This is a genomic window from Roseibium sp. MB-4, assembly GCF_053005265.1.
In genome coordinates, this window is the sequence record NZ_JBRKQB010000003.1 from 298,480 (window position 1) to 321,293 (window position 22,814).

17 protein-coding genes are annotated in these 22,814 nt (G+C 57.4%); 13 read left to right on the forward strand and 4 right to left on the reverse strand.

The window, feature by feature from the left end; genetic code table 11:
* Nucleotides 1–9 precede the first annotated feature (9 nt).
* The 4 genes from ACVDG4_RS17900 to ACVDG4_RS17915 form a co-directional block, all read right to left on the reverse strand.
* A complete protein-coding gene (locus tag ACVDG4_RS17900; RefSeq protein ID WP_447236112.1) occupies nucleotides 10–705 on the reverse strand; it encodes an XdhC family protein in 696 nt (231 codons plus the stop codon).
* Nucleotide 706: 1 nt separating this feature from the next.
* On the reverse strand, nucleotides 707–1,336 hold the full coding sequence (locus ACVDG4_RS17905; protein WP_447236113.1) for a LysE family translocator: 630 nt from the start codon (nucleotides 1,334–1,336) through the stop codon (nucleotides 707–709).
* Between the two features lie 13 nt (nucleotides 1,337–1,349).
* The gene (locus tag ACVDG4_RS17910; protein WP_306148090.1) at nucleotides 1,350–1,685 is read right to left on the reverse strand and encodes an XdhC family protein; all 336 of its coding nucleotides are present in this window, start codon (nucleotides 1,683–1,685) and stop codon (nucleotides 1,350–1,352) included.
* Between the two features lie 128 nt (nucleotides 1,686–1,813).
* Nucleotides 1,814–3,424: a phosphoenolpyruvate carboxykinase gene (locus ACVDG4_RS17915; protein WP_447236114.1), complete on the reverse strand. Its 1,611-nt coding sequence runs from the start codon at nucleotides 3,422–3,424 to the stop codon at nucleotides 1,814–1,816.
* A 31-nt stretch (nucleotides 3,425–3,455) separates the two neighbouring features.
* Between ACVDG4_RS17915 and ACVDG4_RS17920 the strand changes: the two genes are divergently transcribed.
* From ACVDG4_RS17920 to addA, 13 genes are all read left to right on the forward strand, one after another.
* Complete coding sequence (locus ACVDG4_RS17920; RefSeq protein WP_447236115.1) at nucleotides 3,456–3,698, forward strand: hypothetical protein; 243 nt, start codon at nucleotides 3,456–3,458, stop codon at nucleotides 3,696–3,698.
* 466 nt (nucleotides 3,699–4,164) lie between these two features.
* On the forward strand, nucleotides 4,165–4,863 hold the full coding sequence (locus ACVDG4_RS17925; protein WP_133949114.1) for a response regulator transcription factor: 699 nt from the start codon (nucleotides 4,165–4,167) through the stop codon (nucleotides 4,861–4,863).
* Between the two features lie 32 nt (nucleotides 4,864–4,895).
* Complete coding sequence (locus tag ACVDG4_RS17930) at nucleotides 4,896–6,719, forward strand: sensor histidine kinase (protein WP_209178919.1); 1,824 nt, start codon at nucleotides 4,896–4,898, stop codon at nucleotides 6,717–6,719.
* Complete coding sequence (locus tag ACVDG4_RS17935; RefSeq protein WP_447236116.1) at nucleotides 6,716–7,183, forward strand: HPr kinase/phosphorylase; 468 nt, start codon at nucleotides 6,716–6,718, stop codon at nucleotides 7,181–7,183. The genes ACVDG4_RS17930 and ACVDG4_RS17935 overlap by 4 nt, the downstream gene beginning before the upstream one ends.
* Before the next feature lie 120 nt (nucleotides 7,184–7,303).
* Nucleotides 7,304–7,708 carry a PTS sugar transporter subunit IIA gene (locus ACVDG4_RS17940; RefSeq protein WP_008193884.1) on the forward strand — a complete coding sequence of 135 codons (405 nt, stop codon included), beginning with the start codon at nucleotides 7,304–7,306 and terminating at the stop codon, nucleotides 7,706–7,708.
* A 21-nt stretch (nucleotides 7,709–7,729) separates the two neighbouring features.
* Nucleotides 7,730–7,999 (forward strand): HPr family phosphocarrier protein, encoded by a 270-nt coding sequence (locus ACVDG4_RS17945; RefSeq protein WP_209178923.1) that lies wholly within the window; start codon nucleotides 7,730–7,732, stop codon nucleotides 7,997–7,999.
* A 70-nt stretch (nucleotides 8,000–8,069) separates the two neighbouring features.
* Nucleotides 8,070–9,344, forward strand: a complete 1,275-nt coding sequence (locus ACVDG4_RS17950) for a class I SAM-dependent methyltransferase (protein ID WP_447236117.1) — start codon at nucleotides 8,070–8,072, stop codon at nucleotides 9,342–9,344.
* A 264-nt stretch (nucleotides 9,345–9,608) separates the two neighbouring features.
* Nucleotides 9,609–10,997 carry an adenosylhomocysteinase gene (ahcY, locus tag ACVDG4_RS17955; RefSeq protein ID WP_133949107.1) on the forward strand — a complete coding sequence of 463 codons (1,389 nt, stop codon included), beginning with the start codon at nucleotides 9,609–9,611 and terminating at the stop codon, nucleotides 10,995–10,997.
* Nucleotides 10,998–11,247: 250 nt separating this feature from the next.
* Nucleotides 11,248–13,761, forward strand: coding sequence for a PAS domain-containing sensor histidine kinase (locus ACVDG4_RS17960; protein WP_447236118.1), 2,514 nt, complete (start codon nucleotides 11,248–11,250; stop codon nucleotides 13,759–13,761).
* Nucleotides 13,762–13,774: 13 nt separating this feature from the next.
* The gene (tsaE, locus tag ACVDG4_RS17965) at nucleotides 13,775–15,301 is read left to right on the forward strand and encodes a tRNA (adenosine(37)-N6)-threonylcarbamoyltransferase complex ATPase subunit type 1 TsaE (RefSeq protein ID WP_447236119.1); all 1,527 of its coding nucleotides are present in this window, start codon (nucleotides 13,775–13,777) and stop codon (nucleotides 15,299–15,301) included.
* A 45-nt stretch (nucleotides 15,302–15,346) separates the two neighbouring features.
* A complete protein-coding gene (locus ACVDG4_RS17970) occupies nucleotides 15,347–16,081 on the forward strand; it encodes a nucleotidyltransferase family protein (RefSeq protein WP_447236120.1) in 735 nt (244 codons plus the stop codon).
* Between the two features lie 3 nt (nucleotides 16,082–16,084).
* Complete coding sequence (addB, locus tag ACVDG4_RS17975) at nucleotides 16,085–19,225, forward strand: double-strand break repair protein AddB (RefSeq protein WP_447236121.1); 3,141 nt, start codon at nucleotides 16,085–16,087, stop codon at nucleotides 19,223–19,225.
* Complete coding sequence (gene addA / locus ACVDG4_RS17980) at nucleotides 19,222–22,737, forward strand: double-strand break repair helicase AddA (protein ID WP_447236122.1); 3,516 nt, start codon at nucleotides 19,222–19,224, stop codon at nucleotides 22,735–22,737. The genes addB and addA overlap by 4 nt, the downstream gene beginning before the upstream one ends.
* Nucleotides 22,738–22,814 lie beyond the last annotated feature (77 nt).

Sequence of the window (22,814 nt, forward strand, 5' to 3'; positions counted from 1 at the left end):
GGCCCCTCTTCATGGCGAAACCCCATCGGGTTTTCGTAAGGCCTTGATCACGGAGGCGAGGACTGCAACTGCAATTTCTTGAGGGGAGGCTGCACCAATGTCGAGACCGATTGGCGCTTCCATCCGGCTCAGTACATCCTCTGACAAGCCCGTTTCCCGAAACCGCTCCAGGCGCTTGCCATGGGTCTTTTTGCTGCCAAGAGCACCCACATAAAAGCACCCGGTCTTGAGCGCTTCCATGAGTGGGTAATCATCAATCTTGGGGTCATGGGTGACTGCCGCGACAGCGGTGTAAGGGTCAAATGGCTCAACTCTCAGGACATCTTCCGGCCACTCAGCCAACAAGCTGGACCCAGGAAACCGGTCTTCGGTCGCAAAGGCCGTGCGTGGATCAATCACGCTGACATTGAGGCCTGCAATTTCAGCCATGGGAACCAGTGCCTGGCTGATGTGTACGGCGCCGATGAGGACAAGTCGGGGTGAGGGCACAGAGACAGTCAGAAAGGCCTCGCCGGCATCGGTTTTGACAAGGCCGGATTTGCCGGACAGGAAGCGCTTGTCGAATTCTTCAGCCAGAGGGTCGTCACGGTAGGCAATGTCCCTCTTGATCAACCGTTGGCTGCCAGCGGTCATATCTGTGACCAGAATAGCGGCTCGGCGGGCAGCCCGTTCTGTGTTCAGTTGGCTGAGAAGTGAGAGTTCCATGTTAACTGCGATCCGTTGCCAGCTTCAGGCCAAGCCCAACAAGCAGTGAGCCGCCGGCCCACCTGGTGATTGCCTGCATTCTGGATTGACGCGTGAAACGCTTTTTGACTTCTGATGCAAAGAGCACGGTGACGATATCAGCGGACGTGAACGCAAAATTGACGATCGTCCCGAGAATGAGGAACTGTGCCCAGACCGGAAGGGCCGCTTCCGGGCTAACGAACTGTGGCAGAAATGCTATGAAAAAGACGGCGACCTTCGGATTGAGGACTTCCACGAGGAAGCTGTCCACCATGGCCCGCCGACCACTTTTTTGAGGCAGGTTGGGTATTGCGCCACTATCCGCCCGTGCGCGGATCATCTGAATGCCGAGAAAAATCAGATAGGCGCCGCCAATGATTTTCAGCGCGAAGTAAAGACTCGGAACAACAGAAAAGATCGCGGAGAGCCCGAGAGCTGCTGCAAAGACGTGCACGTAGCAGCCCATATGAATGCCAAGAGCTGCAAGAAATCCGGCGCGGCGTCCCCGCGCAATCGTTTGAGCGGCGGTGTAAAGCAGGGCAGGGCCTGGTATGTAAGCAAAAAGGGCAGTCGCGGCAAAAAAGGCCAATAACGTCTCAATAGGTGGCATAGACAATACTCAATCAGTTTACCGGTTCGACGTAAACGCGAATGCGGCCGCCACAAGACAGACCAACCCGCCAAGCTGTTTCATCGGCAACGCCAAATTCAAGCATCGCCGCTTTACCCGTTTCAATCACATCAATGGCTTCCGCGACCACCGCGCCTTCAACGCAGCCGCCAGACACTGAGCCTTCAAAATTGCCATCAGCATCGATCACCAGATGCGATCCGGCGGGGCGGGGCGCGGACCCCCAGGTCTCAACGACAGTCGCCAAGGCCACCGATCGGCCCGCTTCTTTCCACGTTTGGGTGGTTGCCAAAATGTCGGGAGCGGTGCGGCTGTTGCCATCCTGCATGGTTCAATCTCCTTGGATCCATTAGTAAATATAGCGGGTCCGCAAACGGATGAAAGAAGAAGCTGCCAAAGAAAAAGCACCTGCCACTTGGCAGGTGCTCCTCAATTGGTCCACTTGTCAGCGGATGATTATTCTGCAGCAAGCCTGACAGATGGGGCTGCGCTGCGGACAGATTTGTCGACATGTGGTTCGAAGGTCTCAAAGTTGTTTACGAACATGTCGACCAGTTTTGCAGCTTGTGCGTCATAAGCCTCTTTGTCGGACCAAGTGTCGCGCGGCGTCAGGATCTCGGTATCTACACCGGCAACTTCAACAGGAACTTCGAAGCCGAAGTTTGCATCTGTCCGGAATTCTGCGTTCGAAAGATCACCGGAGAGTGCAGCCTGCAAAAGGGTTCGGGTCGCCTTGATCGGCATCCGGTGGCCGACACCATGCGCGCCGCCGGTCCAGCCGGTGTTCACCAGCCAGCAATCGACATTGTGCTTGGCGATCAGATCCTTGAGAAGATTTCCGTATTCGGACGGATGGCGCGGCAAGAACGGCGCACCGAAACAGGTTGAGAACGTCGCTTGCGGCTCGGTCACACCCTTTTCGGTGCCCGCCACCTTGGCCGTGTAACCCGACAGGAAGTGATACATTGCCTGGGCCGGGGTGAGTCGAGCGATCGGAGGCATGACGCCAAATGCATCTGCCGTCAGCATGATGATCGTCTTCGGGACCGGCGCACAGCCAGTGTCGCTGGCATTGGAAATGAAGTGGATCGGGTAGGCGGCACGGGTGTTTTCTGTTTTCGAACCATCATCGAAATCCGGAACCCGGTCTGCGTCCAGCACAACATTCTCCAGAACCGTGCCAAACCGCTGAGTGGTGGAATAGATTTCCGGCTCTGCCTCCGCGGACAGTTTGATGGTCTTTGCGTAGCAGCCACCTTCAAAGTTGAAGACACCGTTTTCGCTCCAGCCGTGCTCGTCATCGCCGATCAGAGTGCGTGACGGGTCAGCGGACAAGGTTGTTTTGCCGGTGCCGGACAGACCGAAGAAGACGGCTGTATCACCGCCGTCGCCAACATTGGCCGAGCAGTGCATCGGCATGATGCCCTTTTCCGGAAGCAGATGATTGAGGACGGTGAACACCGATTTCTTCATTTCACCGGCATAAGATGTGCCGCCGATCAGAACAATCTTGCGTGTCAGATCGACTGCGATCACGGTCTCGCCGCGGCAACCGTGGCGGGCCGGGTCGGCAGTAAAACTTGGCAGGTCTACAATCGTCATTTCTGGCGCAAAATCTGCGAGGTCGCTGCGCTCCGGGCGCAGCAGCAGATTGCGGATGAAAAGAGAATGCCATGCGTATTCTGTATAGACGCGGACCGGCAGGCGGTGGTCGGCATCTGCTCCGCCGTAAAGGTCCTGCGCGAAAAGCTCCATTCCTTCAGCATGTGCCAGGAAATCACTCATAAGGAGATCAAACTGCTCCCGGGACATTTGCGCGTTGTTGTCCCACCAGACGGCGTCCTTGGTCTGGTCATCGACAACCACAAACTTGTCTTTCGGCGAGCGGCCGGTGTGTACGCCGGTTTCTGCGACCAGAGCGCCGCCAGCGGCCAGCTGGCTTTCACCTCGGTTCAGGGAATACTCATAAAGCGCAGGCTCGCTCTGGTTCCAATAGAGCGCTTTCAGTCCTTTGAAGCCAAACGTTTCGCTGCCAATGGCTGAATTCCTATCGCCTACTTCCTGCATGATCCCGAGATCCTTGTTGTGGGAGCTATTTGTGAGCGGCCGGGCAGTGTTAACAAATACTGAACCCGGTCTTAAGGGCTGCGAACCTAGTGGATGCGCAGAAATGCAGCAAGGCGGCCAAAGGGCTATGTGTTTGTTTAATCGATTAAAATACGCGAATAAATACCGCTTAATTAATTTGGGCGGCAAACAAAAAAACGAAACTTTCGAATTCTTCGACTTGTGTGTTGAGGCGAAAGTATATGCGGCTGAAACGCGCTTTTTCGGTCTGTGACGTGATTGAGCCGAAAGGGGGCGATCTCATTCTCGCCTTATTTGAGAACGCTGCGGCAGAGCATAGAGACCGGAAGCGCACGCAAAATTCATTTAAAGCGGTGTGTTGCTGCCTATCAGTTTGTTCCCGCAGCGGCAGGCGGGTTAAGAAGAGAACCTGATCGCCCAACTGATGTCACCAATGAAACTGACAGCATTTGCGTTAGGCGCTCGGACAACAGCTGAAAGTGTTTCAGCTCATTATTGCGTGCTTTAGGAGTGGGGCTTGTAACGCTGAGCTATCCCCGCCATCTGGAGAAACGTTTTAGCCCGGCAGAAGGGCTGCCTTTGCTATGCGCGCCTTACCTTGCAGATTGTAAATGGCCCGATCGCCTTAATTTTTGCGCATTTAGCAGGCCAAAGGCTTTGTGTTACTGTTTGACCGACGCGTGCCGTCGGTGCGTTTCCGGAAGTGGACGAAGACAAATATGCCAACGATTGCCCTGGTTGATGACGACCGCAATATCCTGACCTCCGTATCAATTGCATTGGAGGCGGAAGGATATCGGGTCCAGAGCTACACGGATGGAACCTCCGCGCTTGACGGCCTGCAAAGCGATCCGCCCGAGCTGGCGATCTTCGATATCAAGATGCCGCGAATGGATGGCATGGAATTGCTGCGCCGGTTGCGTCAGACATCCGATCTCCCGGTCATTTTTCTGACGTCGAAAGACGATGAAATCGACGAGCTGTTCGGTCTCAAGATGGGCGCGGACGACTTCATCCGGAAGCCGTTTTCACAGCGGTTGCTGGTCGAGCGGGTCCGCGCGGTGCTGCGCCGTGCCCAACCGCGCGATGCATCAGCACCAAGGGATGATGCAGATAAGTTGCTGGAGCGCGGGCAACTGGTCATGGATCAGGAGCGGCATACCTGCACCTGGAACAACAAGCCGGTTACGTTGACCGTCACCGAGTTCCTTATCCTGTCCGCTCTGGCCCAGCGTCCAGGGGTCGTCAAAAGCCGGAATGCGTTGATGGATGCGGCCTACGATGATCAGGTCTATGTTGACGACCGCACCATCGACAGTCACATCAAACGTCTGCGCAAGAAGTTCAAAGTGGTTGACGACGATTTCGACATGATCGAAACCCTTTATGGTGTTGGGTACCGGTTCAGAGAGGTTTGAGCTGGAGGCCACAGACCTGAAGGTGGGCCTGAATGGCGGTGGAAAGCGAACATCTGGACGACGTGCAGATCTCTGAACCGGAAGGCGGTTCGGAGCGCTCCAAGCTGCGCCGTTTGAGCAAGAAGCGCGTTCGCCGTAGGATCTTGAGCCGGGTGGGCCGGGTCTTCGGGACATACGTGCTGTCTTCCCTGACGCGGCGGATTATTGCGATCAATCTGGTTGGGCTTATCGCTCTCGTGATCGGGATCCTCTACCTCAATCAGTTCCGTGCCGGTCTCATTGATGCACGGGTGCAGAGCCTCCTCACGCAAGGGGAGATCATTGCCGGTGCAATTGCGGCATCGGCGACCGTCGATACCGGAACGATCACGGTCGATCCGGAACGTTTGTTGCAGCTTCAGGCAGGCGAGAGCATCACGCCGACGGCAGGTGATGATCTTGAAAGCCTCGACTTTCCAATCAATCCTGAACGCGTCGGCCCTGTTCTTCGCCGGTTGATATCTCCGACAAAAACGCGTGCGCGGATCTACGATCCGGAGGGGATTTTGATCCTCGATTCCCGGCACCTTTATTCCAGTGCGCAGATCCTGCGCTTTGATCTGCCGCCACCCAATGTCGAGGAAGAAGGCTTTTGGGATACCCTCTGGCAGTGGAGCAAACGCTGGATGCAGCAGGGCGACCTGCCGCTCTACCAGGAAGTCGGCGCGGGCGATGGCCGAGCCTATCCTGAAGTGGAGGCGGCCCTTGCAGGATCTCCGGCCAGTGTGACCCGGATATCCCAGCGCGGTGAACTGATTGTCTCCGTGGCGGTTCCGATCCAGCGGTTTCGTGCCGTGCTCGGCACTTTGCTCTTGTCAACGCAGGGTGGTGATATTGATGCCATTGTTCGGGCCGAGCGCATCGCGATCATCCGTGTCTTCTTGTTCGCTGCAACGGTCACGATCCTCTTGTCGATCCTTCTGGCCGGGACTATTGCCGGACCCGTGCGCCGTCTTGCAGCTGCAGCGGACCGCGTGAGGACCGGATCAACGACGTCACGCGAAGAAATCCCGGAGTTCTCAGATCGGCAGGACGAGATTGGTCACCTGGCGCGCTCGTTCCGGGAAATGACCAACGCGCTCTATGACAAGATTGATGCGATCGAGCGCTTTGCAGCAGACGTTGCACATGAACTCAAAAACCCGCTGACTTCTCTCAGAAGCGCGGTTGAGACCTTGCCACTTGCAAGAAACGAGGATTCGCGTAACCGGCTGATGGAAGTCATTCAGCATGACGTCCGCCGTCTTGACCGGTTGATTAGCGACATCTCCGATGCGTCCCGCCTGGATGCAGAACTTGCCCGGACGCAATCGGAAACGATCGACATTGCCGAGCTTCTTCGGAACATGGCGGACGCAGCAAATGAGCGGTCCGACAAGGGGGACCCGCGAGTTAAATTGACCGTGGCGGACGCGCCCGGCACCAAACCTTACGAAGTCCAAGGCCATGACATTCGGCTTGGTCAGGTGATCAGCAACCTTCTTGACAACGCTCGTTCGTTTTCACCGAAGAAGGGAACCGTCCGGGTGGATCTTGGCCGCGATGGACGGGAAATCAAAATCACCGTGGACGACGATGGGCCCGGTATCCGCGCGGAAAACACCGAGCGGATTTTCGAGCGGTTTTACACCGACAGGCCGGACGGCGAGGGCTTCGGTAACAATTCTGGCCTTGGTCTCTCGATCTCACGGCAGATCATTGATGCGCACGGCGGGTCAATTTCGGCAACCAACCGGATAGAAGCTGGCAAAGACGGGATGGACCGGATCGCCGGCGCCCGGTTCACGATCATTTTGCCCGTAGGCCGCAAGAAGTGACAGCCAAAAACATCCACGCAAACTGCGTTGTTGTCGGAACCAAGGGACTTCTGATCCGCGGCAAGTCCGGGAGTGGCAAGTCGTCATTGAGTGAAGCTATCCTCGAGGCGGCGCGATCACGCGGGCACTTCGCGGCTCTTGTCGCGGATGATCGCGTGCTCTTGAACGGAGAAACCGGGCGATTGCTGGCAGAGCCGCCAAAGGTGCTTGAAGGCCTGATGGAGGTGCGTGGTTGCGGTATTGTGCGGGCAGAGTTTTTACGCCAAGCGCAGGTTCATCTGATTGTTGATTTGTGTCAGAGGGAAGCGTTGGAACGCCTGCCGGAGGAGCATTGCAAAAAGGAAACCGTTTTGGGCGTAGTCTGCCCGCTTCTTCGTTGCCCCGAAGATGATACTTTTTCAAGTGTACGATTGATCCGCTGGGCCTTCAGGCATCTCTACTTAAATAGCCCTGACTATTTTTAAGGCGGACCTTTCCTTTTTTGCTTGCAACTGGCGATACGGTTGCCGAGAGTGCAGCAGGCTGGTAAACGCCCGGCTCTCAAATGAGCTGAAGCAAATCTCGATAATCGGGTTTTTATACGTATGATTGGACTTGTCCTCGTCACTCACGGGCGCCTCGCCGAGGAATTCAAGGCAGCACTGGAACATGTTGTTGGCCCACAGGAGCAGGTCGAGACCATCTCCATTGGCCCGGATGACGATATGGAACAGCGCCGGCAGGACATTTTGGCGGCGGTCGATGCCGCAAATACAGGCAAAGGTGTGGTTCTTCTGACAGACATGTTCGGAGGCACACCGTCCAACCTTGCTATCTCGGTCATGGACAGCAAGTCCGTTGAAGTCGTTGCAGGTGTAAACCTGCCGATGCTGATCAAATTGGCCAGCGTTCGTGCCGATCGCGAGCTTCCGCAGGCTGTTGACGAGGCGCGGCAGGCTGGACAAAAATATATCTCCGTCGCGAGCCAGGTGCTGTCGGGACAGAATTAACAAGAACAGGACGCGAAAAGCGTGTTGGAAAAAGACCTGACGATTGTAAACCGGCGCGGCTTGCACGCCCGTGCATCGGCAAAATTGGTAAAGCTGGTTGAGACTTTCGACGCCGACGTGGAAGTCTCAAGAGATGGCCAGACAGTAGGCGGCACCTCGATCATGGGTCTCATGATGCTCGCAGCCAGCCCCGGCTGCTGCATTAAGGTCCGCACAAGCGGCGCGCAAGCCGAACCTGCGCTTGAGGCCATCACGGATTTGGTTGAAAGCGGCTTCGGGGAAGAAGACTGACCGTCTCGACACACCGCAAGGTTTGACCATTGAGTTGGAGGGCAAGTTGGACGCGGTTGTGGATCGGAATATGCAGGTAACGAAAGACCTGCTGGCCCATGTTCATGATGCATTGGGGGCCGACTTTTCTTTCGAGCTTCCAGATGGAACGGTCATACCGGAAAATAGCCAGGAGAGCGAACTCCGCCTATTCATTTCCGGCACTGCGATCCCTGCGCTTTTGCGGCGTCCCAGCTTAAAGACGGTTCTTGAGCTTTATGCGCGCGGCGAAGTCGAGCCACGGGGCGGGTCGCTGTTTGATTTCGCGGACAAGCGTCCGTCGGTCAAATCAAAGACACTGTTGAAGCGTCTGAACAAACGCCTTGTTGTCGGGTCAGCGGTAAAGCTGTTCTTTGCACCGCGCGCATCCGATAAACAACAAGCGCAACTGGACGGCGGCAATGCGGCTCAGCAGTCCGGGAGCGGTCAGACCGACATTGCCTTTCACTACAATGTCTCCAATGAGTTCTATCGGCTCTTTCTGGATCCGGAGATGCTCTACACCTGCGCATATTTTAAGTCATGGGACACAGATCTTGCGACGGCACAGAAAGACAAGCTGGAGATGATTTGCCGGAAGCTGCGCCTGAAGCCGGGGGACCGAATGCTCGACATCGGGTGCGGCTGGGGGGCTCTGATTTGTTACGCGGCCGAGCATTATGGTGTGACGGCAACAGGCGTGACTTTGTCGGAAGAACAGGCCGTTCTCGCCCGCGAGCGGATCAAGGCCAAGGGCCTGGAAGGTAATGTTTCTGTCGAGCTAAAGGACTTCCGTGAGATGGAGGGCGAGTTCGACAAGATTTCCTCAATAGGGATGTTTGAGCATGTCGGCCTGGATCATCACGAGGAATACTACCAGGCCGTTCATCGTCTTCTGAGACCGCGCGGGATCTATCTCCACCATGCGATCACGCGCCGGGGCAAAAAGAGCCTCAAGAACTTCCGACGCAAGCGTGCGGAGTATAAGGCGCTCGTCAGATACATTTTTCCTGGCGGCGAGGTCGACCACATCGGATGGACCCTCACCAATCTGGAATCCTGGGGTTTTGAAGTGCACGACGTCGAAGGTTGGCGGGAGCACTATGCACGCACAACCCGACTGTGGGCTGAGAACCTGATGCGCGCCAAAGAGGCAGCAATTGCCGAGGTGGGGGAAGAAAAATATCGCTTGTGGCTGGCTTATTTGACGGGTGTCTCCCTTGGCTTCCAGCGCGGCACGATCAACATCTTCCAGACTGTGTCGACCAAACGCACAAAGGGCCCGTCGTCTATGCCGCCGACACGTGAAGATCTTTACCTGAGCTAGACGGTATCGGCGATTTGGAGCTCAGTCGAACCCATGTTTCGAAGCCCCATCCTAACGATGACTTAATCATATAAAGAATTCTTTATATCTTTATTGCATGACATGCGGTGCGGGGTTATAACCCCGGCAATGGATTGTGGCGTTGCTCGCAATCCGGCCACTTGCCGCGCAGCAGTCAATCGACTGGATCTGTGTTCCGACAGACGCGGCGCAAAATCGAGTTGGCCCGGCAACAGAGGCTGGCGCAAACAGCAGGAAACTTTCATGGCTGATTACATCGTCAAGGATATCGGACTCGCAGACTGGGGCCGCACCGAAATCGAAATCGCGGAACACGAAATGCCGGGCCTGATGGCGTGCCGGGAAGAGTTCGGCGAAAGCAAGCCGCTCAAAGGGGCCCGGATTGCCGGATCCTTGCACATGACCATTCAGACGGCGGTTCTGATTGAAACGCTGGTCGCGCTGGGCGCGGAAGTCCGTTGGGCGTCCTGCAATATCTACTCCACACAGGATCAGGCAGCAGCTGCTATTGCCGCTTCCGGCGTTCCGGTGTTCGCTGTAAAGGGCGAAACGCTTGAGGAATATTGGGACTACGCCGACAAGATCTTCGATTTCGAAGACGGCGCCAACATGATCCTCGACGATGGTGGCGACGCCACCCTTTACATCTTGCTCGGTGCCCGCGTTGAGGCAGGTGAAACGGATCTGATCGAAAATCCGAAGTCCGAAGAAGAGGAAGCTCTCTTCGCGCAGATCAAGAAGCGCGCAGCGGCCAATCCGGGCTGGTTCACCAAGCAGCGCGACATGCTGCAGGGTGTCACGGAAGAAACCACCACTGGTGTTCTGCGTCTTTATGAAATGCAGAAAAACGGCAAGCTGCCGTTCCCGGCGATCAACGTCAATGATAGCGTCACCAAGTCCAAGTTCGACAACCGCTATGGCTGCCGCGAATCTCTGGTAGACGGCATTCGCCGCGGTACCGACGTTATGATGTCCGGCAAGGTCGCTGTTGTGTGCGGCTATGGGGATGTCGGCAAGGGCTCGGCGCAATCTCTCGCAGGCGCTGGCGCCCGGGTCATCGTTACAGAGATCGACCCGATCTGCGCACTTCAGGCATCCATGGACGGCTTCGAAGTCAAGACCATGGAACAGGTTCTGCCGGAAGGAGACATTTATGTCACCGCGACCGGCAACAAGGACATCATTACCTTCGACCACATGCGTGGCATGAAGGACATGGCGATCGTCTGTAACATCGGTCACTTCGACAATGAAATTCAGGTTGCCGCTCTGAAAAACACCAAACTGCGTCCGGTTAAGGACCAGGTCGACATGTATGAGTTCCCGGATGGTAAGCGGATGATCCTGCTGTCTCAGGGGCGTCTGGTAAACCTCGGCAATGCGACCGGTCACCCGAGCTTCGTTATGTCTGCCAGCTTCACCAACCAGGTGCTGGCGCAGATCGAACTCTTCACCAAGGGTGATCAGTACAAGAACGAAGTCTATGTGCTTCCGAAGCACCTCGATGAAAAGGTTGCCCGTCTGCACCTGGCAAAGCTTGGTGTGACGTTAACCGAATTGAGTGACGACCAAGCGGATTATCTGGGGATTAACAAGTCCGGTCCGTTCAAGTCGGAACACTACAAATACTGATTCCTGCGCTTCGCCATACTAGATATGGTGAGGGCTGCGATTCGGCATTGTGAACAAAAAAATGCAGGACCCTTCAATTTGAAGGGTCCTGTTAACTTTTCAGCAAGGGACTCTTCTGCGCGATTCTCAAAAAGGTTATGGTTTTAGCGAATCAGAGGCCAGAAGGCGGATGTCTTTGATTTGCTCCCAATAATCGGGGGCTGCATCCCGTTAGAATTAGCGGGCGAAGGCGGTGTAAGGGGATCTTGGAATGCCGGAAGGCAGCGGAAACGGCGTGCGAGGCCGCACGACGTGGCAGGATTGGAGTCTTAAAACGATCAAACTCGGCAGTGTGTCGGGATTGGCGATGGCTCTGTCTGGCAGCCCTGCTGCGGCCGCGGATTTTCTGTCCGGCACACTTGCGGCAATCAATCCCGACACAATGGTCATGTTTGGCGCCCTTGGCGGCATGTGTGCCTTTGCAGTCACTGCAGCTATTGCCTTGGTGCGCCACCGTGCTCAATCCGGCCAATTGACAGAGGCGCTTGAACAGGAAAAGCGCGATCTCAAATTTCGCGTCGACCGCCTTGAAGCCATGCTGAATACAGATGAACAGCGCGTCATTGTCTGGACGGGCAATGGCGCGATGCCACAGATCTGGGGCATTCTTCCTGAAAAATCAGGTGTTCCGCGTCCATCAGCTCAGCTGCTGGCTTTCGGCAGTTGGCTGACGGCAAAATGTGCAGGCGATCTTGAGCGTCATCTGGACCTTCTGTTCCGCACAGGCGAAACGTTCAACACTACACTCAAGACCCGCACTGGCAGTTACGTGGAAGCGCTGGGCCGCACGACGGGTGGTGCGGTGGTATTACGGCTCCGGGATCTCACGGGAGAACGCCAGGCGCAGGCCGAACTTCAAACCCGCAACGCAAAGATCTCCGGCGAGCTGCACATGCTGCATGCCCTGCTCGACGCCATGCCAGCGCCTGCCTGGCAGAGGGATGCGGAGGGCAATGTAATTTGGGCGAATGACGCTTATGCAGAAGCGGTCGAGATGCCCGATGCGCAAGCGGCCGTCAAAGAAGGGGCGACCTTCCTCGATGCCGCGGCGCGCACTGCAATGGCCGTTCAGCGAAACGAAGATGGCTGCTTCAGCGCGCGCATTCCAATCGTTGCATCCGGTCAGCGCCGGGTGTTTGAAATCACCGATGTCAACGCGAATGTCGGCGGTGCTGGTATTGCGGTGGACATCAGCGAACTGGAACAGGCACAAAAAGAACTTGGCCGTGCAGAAGAGTTCCATGGTCGGACACTGGATCAGCTGGCCGCCGCTGTTGCGATTTATAGCGGCGACCGGAAGCTGCAGTTCTATAATGCTGCCTTCCGTCAGCTTTGGGATCTTGATCCCGCCTTTCTGGAAAGCCATCCGGAAGATGGTGCGGTCCTTGACGCCCTGCGGGCTGCTCGGAAGTTGCCCGAACAGGCGGATTACCGCGGTTGGCGCAACAAGATGCTGGAAGGCTATCAGTCGCTCGAAGCACGTGAAAGCTGGTGGCATTTGCCGGATGGCCGCACCTTGCGGGTGATCGCCAACCCGCATCCGCAAGGCGGTGTGACCTATATCTATGAGAACGTCACTGAGCAGCTGGATCTCGAAAGCCGCTACAACGCCCTGACGCGAGTTCAGGGTGAAACGCTGGACAATTTGTCTGAAGCCGTCGCAGTGTTCGGGTCTGACGGAAAATTACGGCTTTGGAACCCGGCTTTTGGCCGGATTTGGGATCTCGAAGAAGACCAACTTTCCGAGTTCCCGCATGTCAATGAAGTGGTCAGCGCGTGCGCGTTGAACGACTATGAGAAAACGGCCTGGGAGCAACTCGCCAGCAATGTAACGGGCTTGGTCGACAACCGCACGCAGAATGTCAGCAGATTGGAGCGCCACAATGGTGCCGTGCTGGACTATGCAACTGTGCCTTTGCCAGACGGTGGGACCCTCGTCACGTTCGTGGATGTGACCGACAGTGTGAATGTGGAGCGGGCGCTTCTTGAAAAGAACGAAGCGCTTGAACAGGCCGACCAGATCAAGAACGCATTCATCCAGCACGTCTCCTATGAGCTGCGCTCGCCTTTGACCAACATCATAGGATTTGCGCAGCTTCTGGCAGATCCGAAGTTTGGCGATCTCACCGAAAAGCAGGGCGAATACGCCGATTACATCCAGTCTTCCTCGTCGGCGCTACTTGCCATCATCAACGACATTTTGGACCTTGCCACGCTTGACGCCGGGATCATGGAGCTGGATCTGCGCGAAGTGGATCTTGCAAGCACCGTTGAAGCGGCAGTCGAAGGTTTGAAAGACCGGATCGCCGAAGCTCGCATAAATCTCAGGACCCAGGTTCCGGACAACATCGGCAATATGATCGCGGACGAAAAACGCCTGCGTCAGGTCCTGTTCAATCTCATCTCCAACGCTGTGCGGTATTCTGAGCCCGACGGCATTGTCGACATCAGCTGCGACCGGGACGACGACAAGGTGACCTTTGTTGTCCAAGACCATGGTCTCGGCATTCCTGCGGAAATTCTAACCCAGGTCTTCAATCGTTTTGTCGGTCATGACACAGGCGCGCGCCGCCAGGGTGCGGGCCTCGGCCTTGCCATCGTCAAAAGCTTCGTCGAGCTTCACGGCGGAACCGTCGATATCGATAGCGTCGTTGGCAAGGGTACGACCGTGACCTGCGTCTTCCCAGCGCACCCGGATCTGGCTGATCAGGCTGCGGCCGAATAAGGTTCGCGTCCCCATGGCGTCTCACCCGCTTCGCGATCTAAACTCAACCTTTCTGTCTTTGTCGTTGAAAGACGAAAGCGATACGGCTCAACTCGCCGAAGACCTTGCGGCAATCCTGAAACCAGGAGACCTGTTGTGTCTTTCCGGGGATCTCGGGGCTGGTAAATCCACCTTCAGCCGTGCGCTGATCCGCAATATCGCCGGCGATCCCGATTTGGAAGTTCCGAGTCCAACCTTCACATTGGTTCAGCCTTACGATTTGCCAAGGCTTCCACTTGCCCATTTCGATCTGTATCGACTGGAAGAGCCGGAAGAACTTGAGGAGCTGGGCCTGGAAGAAATCCTGGAGGACAGTGCCGCTCTGATTGAATGGCCGGAGATGGCGGAAGACCTCACGCCCAAGTCAGCGCTTTGGCTTCAGTTCCGCCATGGGGGGGATGAGGACACCCGCCAGGTTGAGTTCTACTCCGAGGATCCGGAATGGGAAAACCGGATTTCCGCGACACTTGAGGTTCGCGCGTTCTTGGAGGCGGCGACGAACACAGGGCAGATCTCCCGCGAGCATCTGGCCGGGGATGCCTCTCTCCGGACGTTTGAGAAAATCGGCGCGGGAGACGAGCATCTGGTTCTCATGCGGTGGCCCTTCTCTGATGCAACACTGCCCGAGAATATTCGGTCCTACATGGACAAGGTTCATCTTGCGAAGGATTGCCGTGCGGTTGCAGCGATCGGCGGCGAACTGCGCAAGATCGGCCTCCGCGCACCGGCCATAAAGAGAGCGGATTTCGACAAGGGGCTGGTCCTGTCTGAGTTTCTCGGCAGCGAAACGATCGTCGTTGACGGTCAGCCTGTCGCGGAGCGGTACTTCGCCGCCGTCGATGTCCTTGCGGCTATGCATGCCCGTAAGTTTCCAGAAACGGTGGATCTGGACACCGGCGAAACCTACCAGGTTCCGGCGTACTCCACTGACGCGTTGGTCTCTGAAGCGAATCTCTTGCTGGACTGGTATCTGCCAGAGAAAACAGGAGCTGAAGCGAGCGATCAAACCAGAGCGGAATTTGAGGCGCTTTGGCGAGGTTTGCTGGATGGAATATCAGGGGCCCAAAGCGGTTGGGTCCTCAGAGACTTTCACTCTCCGAACCTGCTTTGGCAGGTCGGGGCATCAGGCACTGATCGCATTGGCCTGATTGATTTTCAGGACACGGTGATCGGACCAGTCGCTTATGATGTTGCTTCCTTGCTGTTGGATGCGCGAACGGACATCAATCCTGAACTGGAAAATGCCCTTTTTGATGCTTATCTCCAAAAGCGGAAGGGGCTTGGCCAAGAAGTCGATCCGGAGGTGTTCAAACAGGCTTATGTCGTTATGGGGGCGCAGAGGATTTCCAAGATCGTCGGCATCTTCGTCCGCCTTGCAAGGCGGGACAATAAGCCTGCTTATCTTGTGCACTTGCCAAGGATGGAAGGGTATCTCGACCGGGTGATGACGGCACCCATATTGTCCGATTTGAAAGATTGGTATCAAAGACATATTGGATGATACTGACCGGACGCTGAAGAGCTGATTAGACAACCGAGTACGACGATGACAAACACGCGCTTTCGCCCTACCAACGCCATGATCCTGGCCGCCGGCCTTGGCAAGCGGATGCGCCCGCTGACCGCAACCACACCAAAGCCATTGATCGAGGTAAACGGTCAAGCGCTGATCGATCATGGAATGGATCGGCTGGCGGCCGCAGGTGTGAAAAAATGCGTGGTCAACGTCCATTACCTCGCCGACCTGGTTGAGGTCCATGTCCGGCGGCGGCTCGATATGGACATCGTGATTTCTGATGAGCGCGCGCAGCTTCTGGAGACCGGTGGTGGGATCAAAAATGCGCTGCCACTGCTCGGGAAGGATCCTTTTTTCCAGCTGAATTCGGACACCTGCTACTGGGTTGAGGGCGTCAAGCCAAACCTGGAGCATATGATTGATGCCTGGGACGACAGCCGCATGGACGCATTGCTCCTGGTCGCTGAAACGGTCAAGGCTGTGGCTTACACTGGCCGTGGCGACTTTGAAATGGCGCGCGATGGTTCGCTCAGCCGGAGGCCGGAAAAGGGCGTCACCCCATTCGCTTATGCCGGTGCCGCGATCCTGCATCCGCGTTTGTTTGAAGGCGCGCCGGATGGCCCATTCTCAATGAATGTCTTGTTCGACCGTGCAATTGAAAACGGCCGGTTGTTTGGTGTCCAGATGGAAGGTGTCTGGCTGCATATTGGCACGCCGGAAGCAATCCGGGCTGCCGAATATGCAGTTCGCGAAAGCGCTGCCTAAGAGATGCTGGACCAGCCCCGTCTTTTCACAATTCCGCCCGCCGTATCCTTTCTTGAGACCTTTGTAGACAAGCTTGTTGATGGGCAACTCGTGCCAGGGTTCCGGCCGCTGGATGATCCATTGCTGTTGTCGTCAGCAACGCTCTACCTGCCGACGCGCCGCGCCGCGCGCCTGCTGCCAGACCTGTTCCAAAAGGCTTTTGACGGCAAGCCGGTGCTTTTGCCAATTATCCGGCCGGTCGGTGATGCCGACGAGGACATCCAATCTCTGAGTTCTGGTCCGGACCTCGAACCGCTGCCGCCGGCAATGCCGCTGATCGACCGGCATCTGGCCATGACCCGGTTGGTTATGGCCTGGAAAGGCGCATTGCGGCGCGAAGCTCTGGCTCTGCGGTCCGATGAGCCGCTTGGGCTTCCCGCTTCGACCGCCGACGCAGCATGGCTGGCAGGCGATCTCCTGACCCTGATGGATGAAGTGGAAACGGAAGAGGCGGACTGGAGCGAACTTGCCGGGCTGGTGCCGGACGATCATGCTCGCTATTGGCAGATCACGCTGGACTTCCTGCAGATTGTTCAAGAGGCCTGGCCGGCGCATTTGTCAGAACTCGGCAAGATGGACCCGAAGACCCGCCGGTCCGCGCTGATCCGGCGGGAAGCCCAACGCATTTCCGCGACGTTGCCAAAAGGTCCGGTCATCGTGGCAGGCGTAACCGGGTCGGTGCCGGCAACGGCTGAACTTCTGAAAGCCGTGGCCGGGTTGGAGCAGGGTGTGATTGTGCTGCCCGGGCTGGATCTGGACCTTGATGACCGGTCTTGGGAGGCGCTTGGCAAGCGGTTTGTACCCGGCACACGGCATGGAAATGGGACCAAAGCACCAACGCCCTTGTCCTCTCATCCGCAGTATTCCCTGAAACAGCTGCTTGATCGGCTTGGCGTCACGCGGGCGGATGTTTGCGAGCTTGGTGAAGCTGATGATGTGCAGCGCCAACGTCAGAAACTGGTCTCGGAGGCATTGCGCCCTGCGGACACCTCAGACGGCTGGACAAGTTATCTGGGGGCGACCCCGATCGAAGTCCGAGCGGCTGCACTCGGCAATGTCGGTCTCATGACAGCCCGCAACGAGGCAGACGAAGCGCTGAGCGTGGCAATTGCCTTGCGGGAGGCAATCGAACTCGGTGAGACCGCAGCGCTTATCTCCCCGGACCGGATGCTCACCCGCCGCGTGGCGGCGGAGCTTGCGCGCTGGAACATCCAGGCTGACGACAGTGCTGGCCGTCCGCTCGATCAGACCGCGCCCGCCATTCTGGCGATCCTGGCCGCAAAGCTTGCGCTCAATGGCTGTGAACCGATTGATCTTCTGGCGCTTCTGAAACATCCACTGGCGCGGCTGGGCCTGCCCATCAAGGACATCCGCGCAGCAGCTCGGACCTTGGAGCGCGGGGTGATCCGCGGCGAACGACCCCGCCCGGGTACGAGTGGTTTGATCATGGCCGTAGAGGCCTGCAGAGCCGCGGCCGAGAATGCACACACGCCGCGCTGGAAGAAGGTGCACGAGGGCGATTGGGATGTGATCGCGGATCTGGCAGCACGCCTTCAGAGCGCGCTCGCACCGCTGGAAAGCATGGCCGGAGATCGGGACCCTGTGCCGGTGGAACAACTCGTTCAGGCGCATGTCGATGTCATGCAGGCGATTTCTGCGGATGAGACAGGGGCCGCGGATGAGCTCTATGCCGCCGAGGCTGGCGAGGCCCTGGCGGCGTTCTGGTCCGGGCTGTTGGAGGCCGAATCCAGCGGTCTGGCTGTTCCGCCGCACGAGTGGCCATCCGTTCTGTCGGCATTGATGTCTGGAGAAGCAGTGCGCCGGCGCTTCCCAGGGGATCCGCGGGTGGAAATCCTCGGGCCAATGGAAGCACGCCTGCAAGCATTCGATTTTGTCATTCTCGGCGGTCTCAACGAGGGCACGTGGCCGCAGCGTACCCGCAACGATCCCTGGCTCAATCGGCCAATGAAACGGGATATGGGGCTGGAACCCCCTGAGCGGCGCCTGGGAGCGGCCGCCCATGATTTTGCACAAGGGATGGGTGCCAAGCGGGTCCTTCTTTCCCGTGCCGCAAGGGCTGATGGGGCTCCAACGGTCGCATCAAGATGGCTGCAGCGTCTGACCACTTTGGCCGGACCGGGCATCACGGCTGCGATGGACATGCGCGGAGGTCGCTACTCCCAGCTTGCAGCGCTTTTGGATCGCCAGGCAGGTGATGTGCGTCCCGCAGACCGGCCTGCCCCGAAACCTCCATTGGCAGCGCGGCCTAAAACGCTTTCGGTGACCGAAATCGAACGGCTTGTGCGGGATCCCTACGCGATCTTTGCCCGGCATTCGTTGGAGTTGCAGCCGGTTGATCCGATCGGTGGGGAGCCGGGAGCTGCCGACAAGGGCAATCTCATTCACGAAGCACTTGCAGAGTTCTTGTCGACCTGGACCGGGCCGTTTGACGAAACGGCGGTAACGGCTTTGCTTGAGATCGGAGAAGAGCTGTTCGAACCGCTGGATGCGTTCCCGGCAATCCGGGCGCTCTGGTGGCCGCGGTTCCAGCGGATTGCTGAAGGGTTTGTCGCGTTTGAGGTCAAGAGGTCTTTGCACGTCGAAAAACGGTTCCTGGAGATCGGCGGCGGTGTCGAGCTGAAACTGCCAGGTCTGGATTTCCGCCTCCGCGGACGGGCAGACCGAATCGATCTGATGAATTCAGGGTCTCTTTCCGTCATTGACTACAAGACTGGCCAAGTGCCGTCGCAGAAACAGGTGGATGCTTTGTTATCGCCACAGCTGCCTCTGGAAGCGGCGATGATCCAGCGCGGCGGGTTCAAGGACGTGCCAGCTGGCGAGCCGGTTGGTGAACTGCTTTATCTGCAGCTGAAAGGAGGCACTGACGCCGTGCTCGAAGTCGGCCGGAACCCGAAAGACACTGCATTGGAAGATCTGATCGAGGATGCCTGGCAGCGCCTCGAACAATTGATCGCCCATTATGCCAAGGAAGAGACCGGCTATCTCTCCAGGGCCCGCGTCATGCAAGGCCGTCAGATCGATGGTCCTTATGACCATCTGGCACGCGCGCCAGAATGGGCGCTTGGCGGGGAGGACCCGGCATGAGCGGCTTCCAGATCCCCGACCTCACGCGGCAGCGTCAGGATCTTGCATCGCGCCCCCGAGCGTCCGCCTGGGTGAGTGCAAACGCCGGGTCAGGGAAGACCTTTGTCCTGTCGCGCCGGGTTGTCCGGCTCCTGCTGGATGGCACCGACCCATCCCGTATACTGGCGCTGACCTTCACTAAAGCTGCGGCCGCTGAAATGGCGACCCGCGTCTTCAAGATCCTTGGCACCTGGGTGACGATGGACGATGCGAAACTGGCAAATGAGCTTTTCGAGATCGAAGGGCGTCATCCGGATGCCGCCCGGATCGCGATGGCCCGGCGTCTGTTTGCCCGTGCGCTTGAAACGCCGGGCGGCCTGAAAATTCAGACTATTCACGGCTTTTGCGAAGCACTTCTCCATCAATTCCCGCTTGAGGCCAATGTCGCCGGTCACTTCAACGTTCTCGACGACCGGATCGCGGCCGAGCTGATGGCGGAAGCCCGCGCCAGCGTGCTGCACAAGGCGGAAATGGAGCCGGAAAGCCCGTTCGGCCAGGCGCTTGCATCTGTCATCGATTTGATGAGCGACGGCGGCGCTCAAAAGGCTCTGGATGAGCTCATCCAAAACCGCGATGCGTTCCGACGCTGGACGGTCGATGCTGGCGGTTTGGAACCAGCATTACAGGCACTGGCGGATGATCTTGAGATTGATCCGGCCCAGCAACTTTCAATTTTCGATTGCCGTTTTCGTGCCGAATGTCCCTTCGATCTGAACACTTGCCTCAGTTACGCAGAAGCGCTGAACACGGGTACGAAAACGGATCAGGGCAGGGCAGAGGCGCTTGTCGCGGCAATCCGCCAGACCGATCCGGGCCTTTTCCGAGAGGCTTGGCTTCCGGTCTTCCTGACTGGCAAGCTGGAGGCACGGAAATCGCTGGCGACCAAGAAAGTCACGGAAGCGTTTCCGGACATGGTCGATGCGCTGATTGCGGAACAAACCCGGCTTTTGGAGCTTCTGGATGGACGCCGAAAGGTCGTGACCTATGCGGGCACCGTCGCGCTTTTACGGCTGGCGGATGCTGTGATCACGTATTACGAACGGGCAAAGACGGCCAAGGGCTACCTGGATTTTGAGGATCTGGTGGTCAAGACGGCAACGTTGCTTGCCAAGTCGGATGCGGCTCAGTGGGTGCAATACAAGCTCGATCAGGGCTTGGATCATATCCTCGTTGACGAGGCACAGGACACGAGCCCGCGCCAGTGGGAGGTGGTCAACGCTTTGGCCGCCGAGTTCTTCGTCGGTGACAGCGGGCGTGAAAAGGTTCGGACCCTCTTTGCAGTGGGGGACGAGAAACAGTCGATCTATTCCTTTCAAGGCGCTGTTCCGGCTTATTTCGACCAAATGCGCCGGGCCTTTTCCAGGCAGGCACAAAGCGCGGAGCAGGAGTTTCACTCCGTAAACCTTCAGCTCTCATTTCGTTCTACGCCGGATGTTCTGGGCGCGGTCGATGAGGTTTTCAAAGACGCCAGCGCTTATCAGGGGCTATCGCAAGAGGGCGCGGCCCCGATTCATGAGGCGATCCGGCTGGATCCCGGGATTGTTGATCTTTGGCCGCTGGAGGCTGAGGCTGAGGTGAGCGAACCGGATGACTGGCGGTTGCCGGTCGATCACGTCGGCTCAGGCAGCCCTATGTTGAAGGTCGCCAAGCGGATCGCTGCAACCATCAAAGGTTGGATGCTGGATGGGACTGCGGAACCAGGCGATGTCATGATCCTGGTCCGCAAGCGTGGTCCGTTCGTGGAGGCGCTGAACCGGGAGCTGAAAAATCTCAACATCCCGGCGGCCGGCTCAGACAGGCTGATCCTCACTGATCACATCGCTGTTCAGGATCTCGCAGCTCTCGGGCGTTTTCTTCTCTTGCCGGAAGATGATCTTTCTCTGGCGGCTGTTTTGAAAAGCCCGCTGTTCGGCCTGGACGATATGGATCTTCTGGAAGTCGCACGCGAGACAGATGACAAAGTTCGCCCCGGCACGCTCTGGCAGATGCTGGTCAAGCGATCTGAGGCCTCTACAAAATGGCAGGAGGTTCGCCGGCAGCTTGAGGATTGGCGGGCACGCGCGGATTTTGTTCCGCCCTATGAGTTCTATGCTCGACTGCTTGGGGCCGACGGAGGACGTCAGGCGTTCCGCCGCCGCCTCGGCGTTGAGGTTGATGATGTCCTCGATGAATTCCTAGCACTGACCATTGCTTATGAGCAGGCCGGAACGCCCGGCCTTGAGGGGTTTCTTGCCTGGATGGCGGCCGCCCCGACGGAGATCAAGCGCGAGTTGACGAACACCAAGGGTATGGTGCGCATCATGACGGTCCACGGCTCCAAAGGGCTGGAAGCTCGGATTGTTATTCTGGTTGATCCAGGCGGCGCTCCGGTAAGTGCAATTCACGATCCAAGCTTCTTGCCGCGTCCGCGTCCGGGAAACGATTTGTCACCTCCTGCTCTTGTCTGGTTGCCTCCGAAGACGGATCGTATCAGCTGGCATGACGAAGCAGTAGAGACGCTCCGGAAGGGGCAGGAAGAGGAATACCGCCGTCTTCTTTATGTCGCGCTCACACGTGCCGAAGACCGATTGGTTGTTTGCGGCTGGGAGCCGAAACGCGGCGCGCATGACGACTGCTGGTATTCACTTGTGTCCGCTGCCTTGAAGCCACAAGCCAAAGAGTTGCACGATGCCAAGGGTGATGTTGTCGGCTGGCGTTGGCAAAAAGATCCCAGCGCAGATACGAGCAGCGCACCGTCACCCGGCCATCCTCGAACGGATGCGAGTGCATCTGGTGATGATCACGTACTGCCTGACTGGGCACATCAACCTGTCAAACCTGTTTCCAGAAAAATCCGGCTTCAACCGTCAAAGGCGTTTGAAGACATGGAAGACAAGGACGGTATTGAACCGGTTCCGGCTGTGGCGCGCCTTGCAGCTGGGCGCCAGCCGGATTCTTGGCCGTTGGATCGGGGGCGGTTGGTCCACAGGCTTTTGGAATTGCTGCCTGACTTGCAGGCAGTGTCACGGATGGCGGCTGCGGAGAGATTTCTGGATCAGGCGCTGAAGCCCGTCTTCGCGCCTTTCAAAGACACTTTGCTGAAAGAGCTTGAGCAGGTCCTGGAGAAACCAGAGTTTCAGCCCGTGTTCTCAGAAAATGGCCGAGCGGAAGTGGCCCTGACTGGAACGATTTGTTCTGCAAACGGCACGGACGTTGAGGTGTCGGGGCAGATTGACCGCCTGATTGTGGACGGCAACGAAGTTGTGATTGTGGATTACAAGACCAATCTCAAACCGCCGGAAACACTTCATCAAGTGCCGTTGGAGTATCGGGCGCAGCTCAGTGTTTACAGGGAGTTGCTGCGGCAGATCTATCCGACAAAAACAGTCCGATGTCATCTGCTTTGGACAACAGGGCCATCGTTGATGGAGATTCCGAGCGAACTTCTTGATGAAACTTTTGCCGGATTGGCGCCAGAGGTCCGGCCTGCTTGACGGAGCCGCTTCGGCTACCTACGTTCCAACCAACTGGCGTACCTGAACTGGGTATGTGTGAACCACCGAACCACGAG

Coding starts and splice junctions, on each gene's coding strand:
- ACVDG4_RS17900 (WP_447236112.1), bottom strand. CDS start 705: ATGGAACTCTCACTTCTCAGCCAACTGAACACAGAACGGGCTGCCCGC.
- ACVDG4_RS17905 (WP_447236113.1), bottom strand. CDS start 1,336: ATGCCACCTATTGAGACGTTATTGGCCTTTTTTGCCGCGACTGCCCTT.
- ACVDG4_RS17910 (WP_306148090.1), bottom strand. CDS start 1,685: ATGCAGGATGGCAACAGCCGCACCGCTCCCGACATTTTGGCAACCACC.
- ACVDG4_RS17915 (WP_447236114.1), bottom strand. CDS start 3,424: ATGCAGGAAGTAGGCGATAGGAATTCAGCCATTGGCAGCGAAACGTTT.
- ACVDG4_RS17925 (WP_133949114.1), top strand. CDS start 4,165: ATGCCAACGATTGCCCTGGTTGATGACGACCGCAATATCCTGACCTCC.
- ACVDG4_RS17930 (WP_209178919.1), top strand. CDS start 4,896: ATGGCGGTGGAAAGCGAACATCTGGACGACGTGCAGATCTCTGAACCG.
- ACVDG4_RS17940 (WP_008193884.1), top strand. CDS start 7,304: ATGATTGGACTTGTCCTCGTCACTCACGGGCGCCTCGCCGAGGAATTC.
- ACVDG4_RS17950 (WP_447236117.1), top strand. CDS start 8,070: ATGCAGGTAACGAAAGACCTGCTGGCCCATGTTCATGATGCATTGGGG.
- ahcY (WP_133949107.1), top strand. CDS start 9,609: ATGGCTGATTACATCGTCAAGGATATCGGACTCGCAGACTGGGGCCGC.
- ACVDG4_RS17960 (WP_447236118.1), top strand. CDS start 11,248: ATGCCGGAAGGCAGCGGAAACGGCGTGCGAGGCCGCACGACGTGGCAG.
- tsaE (WP_447236119.1), top strand. CDS start 13,775: ATGGCGTCTCACCCGCTTCGCGATCTAAACTCAACCTTTCTGTCTTTG.
- ACVDG4_RS17970 (WP_447236120.1), top strand. CDS start 15,347: ATGACAAACACGCGCTTTCGCCCTACCAACGCCATGATCCTGGCCGCC.
- addB (WP_447236121.1), top strand. CDS start 16,085: ATGCTGGACCAGCCCCGTCTTTTCACAATTCCGCCCGCCGTATCCTTT.
- addA (WP_447236122.1), top strand. CDS start 19,222: ATGAGCGGCTTCCAGATCCCCGACCTCACGCGGCAGCGTCAGGATCTT.